General features: G+C 30.4%; 12 protein-coding genes and 1 riboswitch. Of the genes, 11 read left to right on the top strand and 1 reads right to left on the bottom strand.

Features of this window, described 5'->3' with window-relative positions:
• Window positions 1-79: 79 nt before the first annotated feature.
• Window positions 80-2,233, top strand: coding sequence for a Tex family protein (locus tag AB4Y15_RS01950; protein WP_427338153.1), 2,154 nt, complete (start codon window positions 80-82; stop codon window positions 2,231-2,233).
• A gap of 103 nt (window positions 2,234-2,336) precedes the next feature.
• The gene (locus AB4Y15_RS01945; protein WP_427338085.1) at window positions 2,337-3,683 is read left to right on the top strand and encodes an MFS transporter; all 1,347 of its coding nucleotides are present in this window, start codon (window positions 2,337-2,339) and stop codon (window positions 3,681-3,683) included.
• Window positions 3,684-3,735: 52 nt separating this feature from the next.
• On the opposite strand, the gene AB4Y15_RS01940 is transcribed toward AB4Y15_RS01945, so the two are convergent.
• Window positions 3,736-4,311: a DUF2202 domain-containing protein gene (locus tag AB4Y15_RS01940; RefSeq protein ID WP_427338084.1), complete on the bottom strand. Its 576-nt coding sequence runs from the start codon at window positions 4,309-4,311 to the stop codon at window positions 3,736-3,738.
• Between the two features lie 305 nt (window positions 4,312-4,616).
• Here AB4Y15_RS01940 and AB4Y15_RS01935 point away from each other — a divergent pair, with 305 nt between their 5' ends.
• The 9 genes from AB4Y15_RS01935 (at window position 4,617) to AB4Y15_RS01895 (ending at window position 14,483) form a co-directional block, all read left to right on the top strand.
• The gene (locus AB4Y15_RS01935) at window positions 4,617-6,893 is read left to right on the top strand and encodes an ATP-binding protein (protein WP_427338083.1); all 2,277 of its coding nucleotides are present in this window, start codon (window positions 4,617-4,619) and stop codon (window positions 6,891-6,893) included.
• Complete coding sequence (locus AB4Y15_RS01930; RefSeq protein WP_427338081.1) at window positions 6,880-8,046, top strand: amidohydrolase; 1,167 nt, start codon at window positions 6,880-6,882, stop codon at window positions 8,044-8,046. The genes AB4Y15_RS01935 and AB4Y15_RS01930 overlap by 14 nt, the downstream gene beginning before the upstream one ends.
• A 158-nt stretch (window positions 8,047-8,204) precedes the next feature.
• A riboswitch (FMN riboswitch) is annotated at window positions 8,205-8,322 on the top strand.
• A 96-nt stretch (window positions 8,323-8,418) separates the two neighbouring features.
• The gene (locus AB4Y15_RS01925; protein ID WP_427338080.1) at window positions 8,419-9,021 is read left to right on the top strand and encodes an ECF transporter S component; all 603 of its coding nucleotides are present in this window, start codon (window positions 8,419-8,421) and stop codon (window positions 9,019-9,021) included.
• Window positions 9,022-9,426: 405 nt separating this feature from the next.
• The gene (locus tag AB4Y15_RS01920) at window positions 9,427-10,611 is read left to right on the top strand and encodes a pyridoxal phosphate-dependent aminotransferase (protein ID WP_427338079.1); all 1,185 of its coding nucleotides are present in this window, start codon (window positions 9,427-9,429) and stop codon (window positions 10,609-10,611) included.
• Window positions 10,612-10,630: 19 nt separating this feature from the next.
• Window positions 10,631-11,089, top strand: coding sequence for a tRNA (adenosine(37)-N6)-threonylcarbamoyltransferase complex ATPase subunit type 1 TsaE (gene tsaE, locus AB4Y15_RS01915; RefSeq protein ID WP_427338078.1), 459 nt, complete (start codon window positions 10,631-10,633; stop codon window positions 11,087-11,089).
• On the top strand, window positions 11,089-11,811 hold the full coding sequence (tsaB, locus tag AB4Y15_RS01910) for a tRNA (adenosine(37)-N6)-threonylcarbamoyltransferase complex dimerization subunit type 1 TsaB (protein ID WP_427338077.1): 723 nt from the start codon (window positions 11,089-11,091) through the stop codon (window positions 11,809-11,811). The genes tsaE and tsaB overlap by 1 nt, the downstream gene beginning before the upstream one ends.
• Window positions 11,792-12,250, top strand: coding sequence for a ribosomal protein S18-alanine N-acetyltransferase (gene rimI, locus AB4Y15_RS01905; protein WP_427338076.1), 459 nt, complete (start codon window positions 11,792-11,794; stop codon window positions 12,248-12,250). The genes tsaB and rimI overlap by 20 nt, the downstream gene beginning before the upstream one ends.
• Before the next feature lie 302 nt (window positions 12,251-12,552).
• On the top strand, window positions 12,553-13,809 hold the full coding sequence (locus tag AB4Y15_RS01900; protein ID WP_427338075.1) for an efflux RND transporter periplasmic adaptor subunit: 1,257 nt from the start codon (window positions 12,553-12,555) through the stop codon (window positions 13,807-13,809).
• Window positions 13,806-14,483 (top strand): ABC transporter ATP-binding protein, encoded by a 678-nt coding sequence (locus AB4Y15_RS01895; RefSeq protein ID WP_427338073.1) that lies wholly within the window; start codon window positions 13,806-13,808, stop codon window positions 14,481-14,483. Before AB4Y15_RS01900 ends, AB4Y15_RS01895 begins: the two co-directional genes overlap by 4 nt.
• Window positions 14,484-14,512 lie beyond the last annotated feature (29 nt).

Raw genomic sequence — 14,512 nt, 5'->3', positions numbered from 1 at the left:
GCAAACGGTTGTATCTCTTGTTTAATTATGCATAAAATTGTATAATTAAGTGGGATATTGCATGAAGGAGAGAAAAATTATGGATATTGTTAAAAAGCTTACAGAAGAGTTTGGATTGAAACGATATCAGGTAGAAAATACTATTAGGCTTATAGACGAAGGAAATACTATTCCTTTTATAGCTAGATATAGAAAAGAGCAGACAGGGGAATTAAGCGACGTTGTTTTGAGAGAGTTCAGTCAAAGACTTTCTTATTTAAGAAATTTAGAAAGTAGAAAAGAAGAAGTTATAAGGCTTATTAGTGAGCAGGGGAAATTGACTGATGAATTAAAAAAGGAAATTATTGAGGCAGATGTACTTCAGAGAGTAGAAGATTTATATAGGCCTTTTAGACCTAAACGTAGGACAAGGGCTACAATTGCAAAGGAAAAAGGACTTAAGCCTCTGGCAGATATAATATTATCTCAAGAAATAGTAGATATAAGTTTAGAAGACTTAGCTAAGCAATTTATAAACGAAGAGAAGGGTGTAAATAGCATTGAAGATGCTTATAATGGAGCTAAGGATATAATAGCTGAAATTATTTCTGATAATGCAGAATTTAGAAGATTTATAAGAAATGTTACTTTTAATAAAGGTATATTAGTATCAAAAGCAGTAGATGGGGAAGCAGAGTCTGTATATGAGATGTATTATGATTATAAAGAACCTGTTAAGAAAATTCCAAATCATAGGATATTAGCTATTAACAGAGGAGAAAAGGAAAAGTACTTAAGAGTAAAGATAGATGCACCATATGAAGAGATTATGACTTATCTTATGAATAGCGTTATTACTAATGATAAAGCTATTACTACAGAATATCTTAAAGAAGCAATAGAAGATGGTTACAAAAGGCTAATTGCACCATCTATAGAGAGGGAAATTAGAAATAGTTTAACTGAAAGAGCAGAAGAGCATGCTATAAAGGTATTTGCTAGAAATCTTAAAAACTTACTTCTTGGGTCACCAGTCAAAGGAAAAGTAGTTATGGGATTTGACCCAGCATTTAGAACAGGATGTAAGATAGCTGTAGTTGATGAAACAGGTAAATTGTTAGATACAACTACTGTATATCCTACTGAACCACAGAATAAAATTGAAGAAACTAAAAATAAGCTTAAAGAGCTTATAGATAAATATGATATAGATATAATTGCGATAGGCAATGGAACTGCATCAAGAGAGTCGGAGCTTATTGTAGCCGAAATGCTAAGTGAAATAGATAAAAATGTATGTTATACAATAGTAAGTGAAGCAGGAGCATCTGTTTATTCAGCATCAGAAGTTGCCAATGAAGAATATCCTGATATTAATGTATCATTAAGAGGGGCAATATCTATAGCTAGAAGATTACAAGACCCACTAGCTGAACTTGTAAAAATAGACCCTAAACACGTAGGGGTAGGTCAGTATCAGCATGATATAAATCAGAAAAAATTAGACGAAGCTTTAAAAGGCGTTGTTGAAGATTGCGTTAATAGTGTAGGAGTAGATTTAAATACTGCTTCTGCACAATTACTTCGCTATGTTGCTGGAATATCGTCTAGTGTTGCTAAAAATATAGTCAAATACAGAGAACAAAATGGGAAGTTTAAAAATAGAGAAGAGCTTAAGAAAGTTCCGAGACTTGGGGATAAAGTTTTTGTGCAGTGTGCTGGTTTTTTGAGAATATCTGATGGAACCAATCCGTTAGACAACACTTCTGTCCACCCAGAGTCGTATGATGTTGCGATTAAACTTATTGAAAGATTAGGTTTTTCAGAGGAGGATATAAAGAATGGAAGTTTGAAGGATATAGATAAAAGTTTAAATGATATTAATATAGAAATTTTAGCTCAAGATTTGGGTGTAGGTTTACCAACTCTAAAGGATATTATAAAAGAGTTAAAAAAGCCTGGCAGAGACCCAAGAGATGAGATGCCAAAACCAGTATTTAGAACTGATGTATTAAAAATTGAAGATTTAAAACCAGATATGGTATTAACAGGGACTGTAAGAAATGTAGTAGATTTTGGTGCATTTGTTGACATTGGAGTAAAGCAAGATGGTTTAGTACATATATCGCAGTTAAGTAACAAATTTATCAAGCATCCTATGGAAGTAGTTTCAGTAGGAGATATTGTTAAGGTTAAGGTAATAGAGGTAGATGTAAAGAAGGGGAGAATAGCATTAAGTATGAGGGAAGTATAAATAATTTAAAATTGAAAATGTAAAATTAAAAATTAGAATTCTGGCTGTTCGTCGTTCGTCATTTGCAGTTCGATATTGGAAAGACAATTGACACAAATATCGAATGGCGAATAGCACAGAATCAAGATTATTAGCTAAAATAATGATGAAAGGAGTTTTAAAAATGAATGCAGAAAGAAACAAATTGTATACTTATCGCTGGTATATATGGGGGATACTTGCATTAGCATACGTAATAGTATTCTTCCATAGAGTTGCAGCGGGGGTAGTTAGACAAGATTTGATTAAAGCATTTAATATTACAGATGTTGAATTTGGAAATCTAGGTTCAATGTATTTCTACGCTTACATGATTATGCAGATACCGTCAGGAATATTGGCAGATACTTTAGGTGCTAGGAAAACGGTTTCTGTAGGTACATTACTTGCAGGTATAGGTTCTATAATATTTGGTTTTGCTACAAACATAACATTAGCTTATATTGGTAGATTGATAGTTGGATTAGGAGTATCTGTAGTATTTATTTCTATTTTAAAGGTGTTATCACAGTGGTTTAGAGAAGACGAGTTTGGAAGAATGTCAGGGTTAACTTCTTTTATTGGTAATGGTGGTGCTTTACTTGCACAGTTTCCTTTAGTAGTAATGGTTACAAATATAGGTTGGAGATTATCTTTTGCTGCAATAGGAGTTGTATCGTTAGTTGTAGCTGTATTGGCATATTTAATTGTAAGAAATAGTCCAGAAGATATGGGATTTGATCCAATAATTAAAAAAGTTGAAAAGAAAAATGTATCATTATCAGAAAGCATAAAAAATGTTTTTTCTAATCCAAAAACTTGGCCGGGTTTCTTTGCTTTTGGAGGTATGTTTGGTTCAGTAATAGCTTTTATGGGTGCTTGGGGAGTCCCATATATGATACATGTATATGGTGTATCAAAAGCAAAAGCTTCAACTTTTACTATGATAGTAACAGTAGGGCTTATGATAGGTAGTTTAGTTGTTGGTACAATTTCAGATAAGATTGGAAGAAGAAAAGCTCCATTTTTGGCATTTTGTTTATTATATACATTAACATGGGTGATATTAATATATATTAACCCTGGTAGGATGTCTTTTTCAATACTTTATATATTATTGTTTATAATGGGCTTCTCGTCATCAGGTTTTGTGCTATCTTGGGCATGTTCTAAAGAAGTAAATAATCCTAGCTATGCAGGAATATCTACTGGAACAGTAAACATGGGTGGTTTCCTTTTTGCGGCAATTATACAGCCTCTTATTGGTTATGTACTAGATAAAAATTGGACTGGTAAACTAGTTGAGGGAGTTAAAGTATATACAGTAGCTTCATATAATAGAGCGTTTTTAATATGTTTGGCATCTTCCATAATTGCTGTTATAAGTATACTATTTGTCAAGGAAACGAGATGTAAAAACATTTATAGTTAAGCAATTAAGAAAGAATCCTAAATTATTAGGATTCTTTTTTATGAATTTTAAATTATTGATTTGACAAACTATTTTGAAAGGCTTTTAAATGATTTTCAGATGCATTTTTTAATTTCATAAAAACATCTTTTATATCTTCAGGCAAATCTTTTTGTTTTAAAAACTTTTCATACATAGCAATATTGTCGATTTCAGCCTTAACACCTATTTTTAAAACTTCTTCAAAGGTTTCAGGAACTACAACGTAATCTTTTGCCCTGTCAGTTGGAATGGGTATATTGTATTTTTCAAATAAAGGAGTTAAAAGTTTTATATGAGTTTCTTCAGCTTTTATTATACTTGTAAAGGGTCTATTTTCTCCAAACTTATTTATTACTTCCTCATATTCAGCTCTTGCAAGATATTCATCTTGTATTGCATAAACAAGCATTTCTTCTAATGTAAAAGAGTCACGGAGTTTTACAGCCATTGATCCCCATTCTTCGGATTTTGTAGAACTTACATTTGAAGATTTACTTGTTTGATTAGATGAATTTTCCTGGGGCGAATCATAGTTAGAACACGCTGTTAAACTTAAAACTAAAATTAAAGAAACAATTAAAACCTTAATTTTAATATTTTTCAACATAAGTAATCATCCTTTCATAATCTTTTATATATAATACTAACTACCCTTAGCTAGTTCATTTTAAACATTAAATATTGTAAATTTATACAAAGTAAACTTCGATATTGGGTTTAATCATTTGTTTTCTACTTTAATTATCTAATATAATTTATTAAATTTTCTAAAGACATAATTGATAAAAAATATACGACTCTATTATAATCTATTTTCTTTAATATTTTTACAACAAAAAAAGAGGGATTTTTGTAATTTTGTAGAATCTACACAAAAAGTTTTCATTTTTTCAATTCAAGGGGGTAGTCGTTTTGTACAATGAGGTAGATATAAAGTATATTAGGGGGGCTTTTTGTGGTATTTTAAGTTCAAGTATACTGAATTCTAAAAAAAATTATCTGAAAAGTCTTATTTTACAGATTATTGAGAATGATGGTTGTTTCATATATGTATATAATTTTATTAATCAATTACATGCAGAAAAAGAGAAGTTAGAAAAATTAGGTTTGGCAATAGATGAATTAGTAAAAAAGGGACAACTCATATTTATCTCTGCTCAGAAAAAATATTTTAAAGGCGGACTACTCCGAGTGGAAAATATAGTCAAATTTTATGAGAACTTAATTGATAATTGCTATAAAAAGGGGTATAAAAAAATAGTAATACATGGAATTAGAGATGATTTTTATAATGATAAAACAAATTTAGATGTACTACATGAATATCACAAACAAATTAAAAAACTTGCTCAAGAGAAGGGGATTATGATTATAAAGGAATATTTAATTGATAATTTTACTGAAGAATATTTTTATCGTTTAGTTCCTCTTCATGATGTTTTTATTATAATGAATAATGACAGTGTAAGTGTATTTCGAATAAATAGTCCTAGCGAGATAGAACTTTTTTACAAATATTTAAGAATTTTGTACTTAGATAAAGTTGAATTATATAAAGAAAATAAGAAACTTGAATTATTAAATGAACTAATTTTGGATATTTCATATAAACATAATAGCAGACATCTATTGGAAACAGTATTAGAAAAAATTTGTAAAGTAGTAAATGCCGACTTTGGAGTGATTTTTACATATTTAGATACTGAATTTAATTTAGAGTTTATAATAAAGTACAATTTGCCTTATGAAATTGATAAATATATTACTACTCGAACTTTAAATAAAAACGGACTTCGAGAAAAATTTAGACAAGGAATAAAAGTCTATGATGACAGCGAATTGGAAATTTGTTACAATGCTAGATTAATGAATGAACTTGGTATAAAGTCATTAGTTGAGATACCTATAGGTAAAGATGAAAACAATCCTATTGCATTTCTTATACTAGCCTCTTATAACAGTAGACAGCACTTCCATTATCATATGTCATTCCTGAAAGCAATTGGCAATACAATACTAGCTTTGTTGAATAAGCAAAAACAAATAGAGAAACATCAGGAAGATTTGCTGAGAGCTGAAAAACTTAAGATATTGGGGGAACTTGCTGGAGGAATAGCACACGATTTTAATAATATATTGACCACTATTATAGGTTTATCTCAGCTACTTTTATATCAAGTACAAGATGAAAATATAAAGAAAAATCTTGAAATAATATATAATTCTGCTCTTGATGGCAAGGCGATAGTCAACAAAATACAGAAGATCACGAGAAAAAAAGCAAGTTCTAACAAGAAGGCAATACTCCTTAATAGTATTGTAGAAACTTCTATAGATATGGCAAGACCTAAATGGAATAATATCTATGATGTAAAAGGAAGAGAATTTACTTTAGTGAAAGAGTTAAACTCAAACAGTTATATATATTGTGATGTTCACGAGATAAGAGAGGTAATTCTTAATATAATATTGAATGCTATAGATTCTATGGAAAATGGGGGTAAGTTAACAGTAAAAACTTATGACAGAGGGGATAAGGTTTATATTTGTATTGAGGATACAGGATGTGGAATACCAGATGAATTTAAAGATAGAATTTTCGAACCGTTTTTTAGTACAAAAGAGTCTAGAGGAACAGGTTTAGGTTTAAGCATAGCTAAAAATATAATAGCCAGCTATAATGGGAGTATAGAAGTAGAGAGTAAAGTTGGAGTAGGAACAAAATTTATTATTTCATTTAATAGATATCAGAAAGGGGGAAGATATGCTGATGATGATAATATTTTACCAAAATTTAACGGGCTAAATGTGCTAATTGTAGATGATAAGGCCTATGTAGCTTATTCTTTAAAAAAAATGCTTAGGATAATTGGAATAGAATCTGATATTGAAACTAATAGTAATAATGTTTTAAAGAGATTGTCTAGAAAGGAATATGATATAATAATTTGTGATCTAGCTATGCCGAAGATGAATGGTATTAGGCTTTCTAGGCAAATAAAAAGTGTTAAAAAGGATTTGAAAGTTATCCTAATGACAGGATGGCCAAATGACTTAGATGGACAAGATTTAAGTGAAATAGAATATATAATACATAAGCCTTGTACAATTAAGGAGGTTATCAAAGCTGTAAGAAGTGTAATTGATAAAAAGAAAGAATTGGGGGGAAAAGAAAATGTTATTAATTAAAAATGGTAAAATTTTGACTATGACTGGAGAAATAATTGAAAATGGAAGTATTTTAATCGAAAATGGAAAGATTAAGGAAGTAGGTAAAGACATAGTTGTACCATTAGATGTTGAAATAATTGATGCTAATGGGAGACTTGTAACTCCAGGATTAATTGATGCGCATTGTCATTTAGGATTATGGGAAGATGGTATAGGTTTTGAAGGAGATGATGGTAATGAGTGGGTTGATCCAATAACTCCACATTTGAGAGCTATTGATGGTATAAACCCTATGGATAGGACATTTAAAGAGGCATATGAAGGTGGCGTTACATGTGTAGCGACAGGTCCAGGTAGTGCCAATGTAGTTGGAGGACAATTTGCGGCTATAAAGACATATGGAGATAGAATAGATGATATGATTGTAAAAGAACCTTTAGCTATGAAAATAGCTTTTGGAGAAAATCCTAAGAGAGTTTATCATAGTCAAAAGAAATCTCCAATTACAAGAATGGCAACTGCAGCAAAACTTAGGGAAACACTTTTTAAAGCTAAAAGGTATGTTGAAAAATTAGAAAAAGCTAAAGAAGATGAATCAAAAATGCCTGAATTTGATATAAAAATGGAAGCTATGGCAAAGGTAATTAGAAAAGAAATACCACTTAAGGCTCATGCTCATAGAGCAGATGATATACTAACTGCCATAAGGATAGCTAAGGAATTTGATGTAGATATAACTTTAGACCATTGTACTGAAGGACACTTAATCGCAGAACATTTGGTAAAAGAAGGAAAATGCGCTATAGTTGGTCCAAGCTTAACCAATAGAAGTAAATTTGAGCTTAAAAACTTGACTTTTGAAACACCTGGTATATTACAGAAAGCTGGAGTTAAGGTTGCAATAATGACAGATTCACCGGTAATACCATTACAATATTTACCTCTTTGTGCTGGACTTGCTGTAAAAGCTGGTATGGATGAAATGGAGGCATTTAAAGCTATAACTATCAATGCTGCTGAAATATTAGGAATAGATGATAGAGTTGGAAGTATTGAAGTAGGCAAGGATGCTGATATCGTTATATTTGATGGCCATCCATTAAGAGATGTTGATTGTAAAGTATATGTAACAATAATTGATGGTAAGGTGGTTTATAAAAATAAAATTTAAAATTGAAAATGTAAAATGTAAAATTAGATGTAAGATACTTGGTACTGGTTGTTCGATGTTGGCTTTTTGTCAGTCGAATAACGAAAGGTTAATTTATTGTCTTGACAAAAGTAAGTAATAATGCGATAATGGAGTTAATAATAGAATATTTATTTTTTTCTAGTCTTCAGGGCAGGGTGAAATTCCCGACCGGCGGTATAGCCCGCGAGCTGCATTGCAGTTGACCTGGTGAAATTCCAGGGCCGACAGTTAAAGTCTGGATGGGAGAAGATTAGTATAGTTTTATGTATGTAAGCTCCTGAAGATTGTCTTCAGGAGCTTTTAATTTCCTAATCCTCTCCCATAAAACAAAAAAATAGATGGAGGGGTATCATGTTAACACTAAAAGAAAGATTTAACACTAGAATGCTTACCAAAATATCTGTTTTATCAGTACTTGCATTTCTTATTATGTATATTGAAGTACCTTTATGGTTTACACCAGAGTTTTTAAAGATTGATTTAAGTGATATACCTGCTTTAATAGGAGCTTTTGCATTAGGTCCTATAGCTGGAGTTATAATTGAGTTTGTTAAAAATATACTTCATCTTGTAATTAAAGGAACTTCGACCATGGGCGTTGGGGAGTTAGCAAATTTCTTAGTAGGAAGTGTATTAGTTTATACTGCAGGTTATATCTATTTTAAGAACAAAACGTTTAAAAATGCAATTTTAGGTATGATTATAGGCACTGTAATGATGACGCTTGTAGCTTCTTTATCAAATTATTATTTTTTAATACCGTTTTATGCAAAATTATTTGGTGCTCCGGTAGATGCTTTTGTTGAAATGGGTGCTAAAGTTAATAAATTTGTTGCTGATTACAAAACCTTTATCTTATTTGCAATAGTTCCTTTTAATTTATTAAAGGGAATAATTGTATCACTGATTACAATTGTATTGTATAAGAAAATATCACCAATCTTACACAGATAAGGAAATACGGGGACGGTTCTGTTGTATCCAACCGCCCCTGTTTTTTTTGTTATTTTATTGAAATCCATTACGGAAATTATATTTGAAATTATCATTAAAATTAATAGGAATATAATTTCCTATGGATTATAATAAAATCTTTTTAAATAAAAATTTTATAAGGTAGATTTTATTGAAATCCATTACGGAAATTATATTTGAAATTATCATTAAAATTAATAGGAATATAATTTCCTATGGATTATAATAAAATCTTTTTAAATAAAAATTTTATAAGGTAGATTTTATTGAAATCCATCACGGAAATTATATTTGAATTTATCTTCAATTTAATATGGAATATAATTTCCTATGGATTATAATAAAAATATAGTGATAAAGAACAATATAAAGGAGAGGAAATAGATGCTATCTAAAAGGTTAAACAATATAACTCCATCATTTACAATTGGTATAAGCAGTAAGATAAAAAAACTTAGAGAAGAAGGTTTAGATATAATTAATTTAAGCATTGGAGAACCAGATTTTTTTACTCCAGATAAAGCTAAAGAAGAAGCGATTAAAGCTATACATAATAACAAAACAAAATATGACTTGGTTTCAGGGTTGAATGAGCTGAAAAAAGTTATTCAAAACAAACTTTGGATTGAAAATGGAATTTATTATGAAGTTGATGAGATAGTGGTGTCTAGTGGAGCTAAACATTCTATAACTAATTCATTATTAGCTTTGTTGGATGAAGGGGACGAAGTGATTATACCTAAACCATATTGGGTAAGTTATCCTGAAATGGTTAAATTGGTAGGAGGGAAGCCCGTATTTGTAGAAACAGATAAATCTAATAATTTCAAAATTGCAGTTGAAGAATTGAAAGAAGCTGTAAGTCCAAAGACAAAGGCGATGATAATTTCTAATCCATCAAATCCAGTTGGAAGCATATACAGAGAAAAAGAGTTAATTCCAATAGTTGAATTTTGTTTAGAGAATAATATATATATAATTTCAGATGAAATATATGAAAAGATACGTTATATTGACGACTATAAGAGTATTGCTGCTATTTCTAATGAAGCTAAAGATATAACAATAACTATAAATGGATTTTCTAAATCAGCTTCTATGACTGGATGGAGAGTAGGATATTCAGCTTCTAATAGAGAAATAGCCAAAGCTATTTCTACTATACAAGGGCATTTAGTTTCTCATCCTTCAACAATATCACAATGGGCAGCATTTGGAGCATTATCTTATTGTGAAGAAGAAATAAAAGAGATGGTTAAGATTTATAAGAGTCGCAGAGATAGGGTAGTTTCAATGTTAAATAAAATAAAACCGTTATCATTTATTTATCCTGAAGGAGCTTTTTACTTGTTTATCGATATTTCTCAATTAAAGCAAAATATGGATTATGATGGAAGTTTCTCGGTTTATTTCGCAGATAGATTACTTGAAGAAAGTAAAGTGGCAGTTGTACCCGGTATAGCTTTTGGAATGGATGATTATATAAGGATTTCTTATGCATGTAGTACAGATGTGTTAACAGAAGGATTAAACAGAATTGCACAATTTATATATAAGATGAAAAAATGAATATAGGAAGGATGAAATCATGGTAAAAATAAAAACAAACAGTCCTGAAGAAACTTATTCTTTTGGATACAAATTAGGAAAACTTTTAAAGAGTGGGGATATTTTATGTTTAAATGGTGATTTAGGAGCGGGAAAAACAACATTAACACAGTCAATAGCTAAAGGACTTGATGTTAAAGACTATGTTACTAGCCCTACTTTTACATTGATTAATGAATATGAGGGAAGATATCCAGTATATCATTTTGATGTATATAGGATAGACGATATAGATGAGATGTATGATTTAGGATTTGAAGAATATATATATTCAGAAGGGATTACTATAATTGAATGGGCTAGTATAATAGAAGATATACTACCTTTAGAAAGATTAGATATTACTATAAAAAAAGGAAAAGAATTTAATGAAAGAGAAATAATAATAGAAGCTAAAGGAAAGCGATATGAAGAAATTGTTAAGGAGTTGATTAAATAGTGAAGGTACTTGCGGTAGATACGTCCAGTATTGTTGCAACTTGTGCTATACTTGATGAAGATAAATTGATTGGTGAGTATATATTAAATAATAAAAGAACTCATTCTCAGAAAATAATGCCTATAATAAAAGAAATTTTGGAAAACAGCGAATTAAAACCAGAGGATATAGATGTTTTTGCAGTATCAATCGGACCAGGTTCATTTACGGGTTTAAGAATTGGGGTAGCAACCATAAAGAGCTTAGCGCATGTTTTGAATAAGCCAGTTATTGGTATACCTACATTGGATGCTCTAGCATTTAATTTACCTTATTCTGATGGGATTATTGTACCAATGATGGATGCTAGAAGGGATAGAGTATTTACTGGAATTTACAAGTGGGAAAATGGTAACCTTTGTGTTATACAAAAACCAGATGCGATAGAGTTAGATGAACTTATGAATATTTTAAAAGAAAGAGATGAAAGTATTATCGTTAATGGAGATGGTACATTAGTTTACAGACAGAAAATAATTGAAGTTTTAGGCGATAGAGTATTTTTTGCACCAAAATCTGCAAATATGGCAAGAGCATCATCAGTTGCAGAATTAGCACTATCAAGGGCAAAAGAAGGAAAACTAGAAAACTTTTTTGATTTAGTTCCTGATTATCTCAGAAAGTCTCAAGCTCAGAGAGAATATGAAGAGAAAATTAAGTGTTGTGGTGAGAAAAATGAGTAAGATTATAATTAGAGAGATGACAGAAGAAGATATCGATGAAGTTCTTGATATAGAAAAAAAGTCATTTAAAACGCCTTGGTCAAGAGATGCTTTTGTAAAGGAAGTCAATGAAAATAGGCTTGCCAAGTATGTTGTAGCTTCTGTCCATGATAAAGTAATAGGGTATGGTGGCATTTGGCTTATTATCGATGAGGGACATATAACAAATATAGCTGTTCATCCTGATTTTAGAGGATTGGGAGTAGGAAAATTACTAGTAGAAGCTCTTATAGAGATTTGTAGAGAAAGAGGAATAAATAGGATGACTTTAGAGGTCAGAAAATCAAATGAGATAGCTAAGTCTTTATATAAAAAATACGGTTTTAAAGAGTGTGGTATAAGACCAGGTTATTATTCTGATACAAAAGAAGATGCAATAATAATGTGGAAGGAGATGTGAGTTCTATCGCATCTCAAATTTTTTATAATCCATAGGAAATTATAATAAAATCCCATATTTTAAAGATTTAATGTTGATTTTATTGAAACTTTGTCTGGCATGTTTACATGCCAGAGTCGTTGTAAACTACTTTAAATTGTGGATAAATTCAAATATAATTTCCGTTTATGGATATATGCAAAATCTACCTTATTTATTAATTTCATTAAATTTAATGTTTTGGCAGGAAATTGAATAATTTTGTAGAAGTAAGATAAGTAAAGAAAGTGATAGACATATTTAAATGGACAGGAGGTTTTTATATGGCAAAGAGGAAAAAGGTTTTAGCAATTTCTCTATTAGTGATTTTAGGAATAGCGATAATAGGAGTGGGAGCATACAAAGCGGCAAAGAAGGAAGATAGAAAAGGAATATTTGTAAAAGTAGTTGAAGTATCTAAGGAGGACATATCTTCAACAATAATTTCAGATGGTACTATAAAATCTAAAGTTAATAGAAATGTAGTAACAACACTTCCATATACAATAAAAGAAATACTAGTTAAGGAAGGGGATAGAGTATCTAAAGGGCAAATATTAGTAAAGCTTGATACAGAGGATATTGAATTTAATATAAAGACTGCAGAAATCAACTTGGAAATAGAAAAACAGATTTTAAAGGATATGCTTGAAGGCAAAGATACTTTTCAACTTGAGAAAAATTTAGAAAATGCAAAATTAAATTATGAAAATGCTCAAAAGAAATATCAGAATTCTGTTAAATTATATGAGGCAGGGGCGATAAGCAAAGCACAATTAGATGCTGACAAGTCAGCACTAACTGCAGCTAAGATTAGCTTTGAATTAGCTCAGAAACAGTTAGAAGATGCAAATAAAACTAGAAATATAGAAAGTCAAAAGAAGAGAGTTGAATTACAAGAATTAAATTTAAAAAAACAGAAAGAAGCTCTTAGTAAATCTATAATAAAAAGCCCAATAGACGGAGTTGTTGTTTATTCGGGTGCTAAACTTGGGATACCGGCTAATACAGCTTCACCTTTGTTTGTTATTGATGATATAAGTAACTTAGAAATAGAAGTAAATATTAGTGAATATGACGTAAATGATATAAAATTAGGGCAAGAAGTTAAAATAACTGGGGAGGCATTTAAAAATCAAGAATATAAAGGCAAAGTTTCATATATATCACCTATAGCAACTGAAATGAATACAGGAAGAGGTATTGAAACAAATGTAAAAGTAAAGATTGATATATTAAATCCTGATGAAAAAATAAAACCAGGGTTTTCAGCAGATGTTTCTATTAATACTGCAAACAAGAAAGATGCTTTAGTAGTTCCGTATGAAGCTCTATATCATAAAAAAGATGGAAGTATAGTCGTATTTAAAGTAGAAGCAGGTAAAGCAGTAGAAATTCCAGTTTTGATAGGCGTTGAAGGAGACTTAAAAGTAGAAATAATTTCTAAAGATTTAAAAGAAGGAGATCAAATAATACTAAATCCTACTGAAAAAATAAAGGATGGAATGGACGTTAGTATATTGAAAGGTGATAAGAAATGATTAAATTAGAGGGATTAACTAAGGTATATAAAATGGGAAATGTTTCTGTTACTGCACTAAAAGATATTAATCTTAATATTGAAAAAGAGGAATTTGTTGCTATTATGGGACCGTCAGGTTCTGGAAAATCGACTTTAATGAATATACTTGGGTGTTTAGATAAACCAACAAAAGGAAAGTATATACTGGACGGAGTAAGTATTCAAGGATTGAATGATGATGAATTAGCTGTGATAAGAAATAGAAAGATAGGTTTTGTATTTCAAGCATTTAATTTACTATCAAGAACAACTGCACTAAAAAATGTTGAACTTCCAATGATGTATGCAGGAGTTCCAGCAAAAGAAAGAAGAAAGAGAGCTATAGAACTGTTAGAAAAGGTTGGGCTTGGAGATAGAATAAATCACAAACCTAATGAAATGTCTGGAGGACAAAGACAGAGAGTTGCTATAGCTAGAGCTTTGGTTAATAATCCGGCAATAATATTGGCTGATGAGCCGACAGGTAACTTAGACACAAAATCTGGAGAAGAAATTATGGATATTTTTAAAAAACTTAATGAAGAAGGAGTAACGATAATTATTGTAACTCATGAACCAGATATAGCTCAGAAGGCTAAAAGAGTTGTTACATTTAGGGATGGGATGATTATAGAAGATAAGCAGATTAAATGAGCATTTATAATATGAGGACAGGAGAAGAG

The sequence above is a fragment of the Caloranaerobacter longqiensis genome, from assembly GCF_050286925.1.
In the GTDB taxonomy this organism is placed as follows: domain Bacteria; phylum Bacillota; class Clostridia; order Tissierellales; family Thermohalobacteraceae; genus Caloranaerobacter.
The sequence above is the reverse complement of the archived record's forward strand: the minus strand, read 5'-3'. Positions and strand labels throughout refer to the sequence as shown.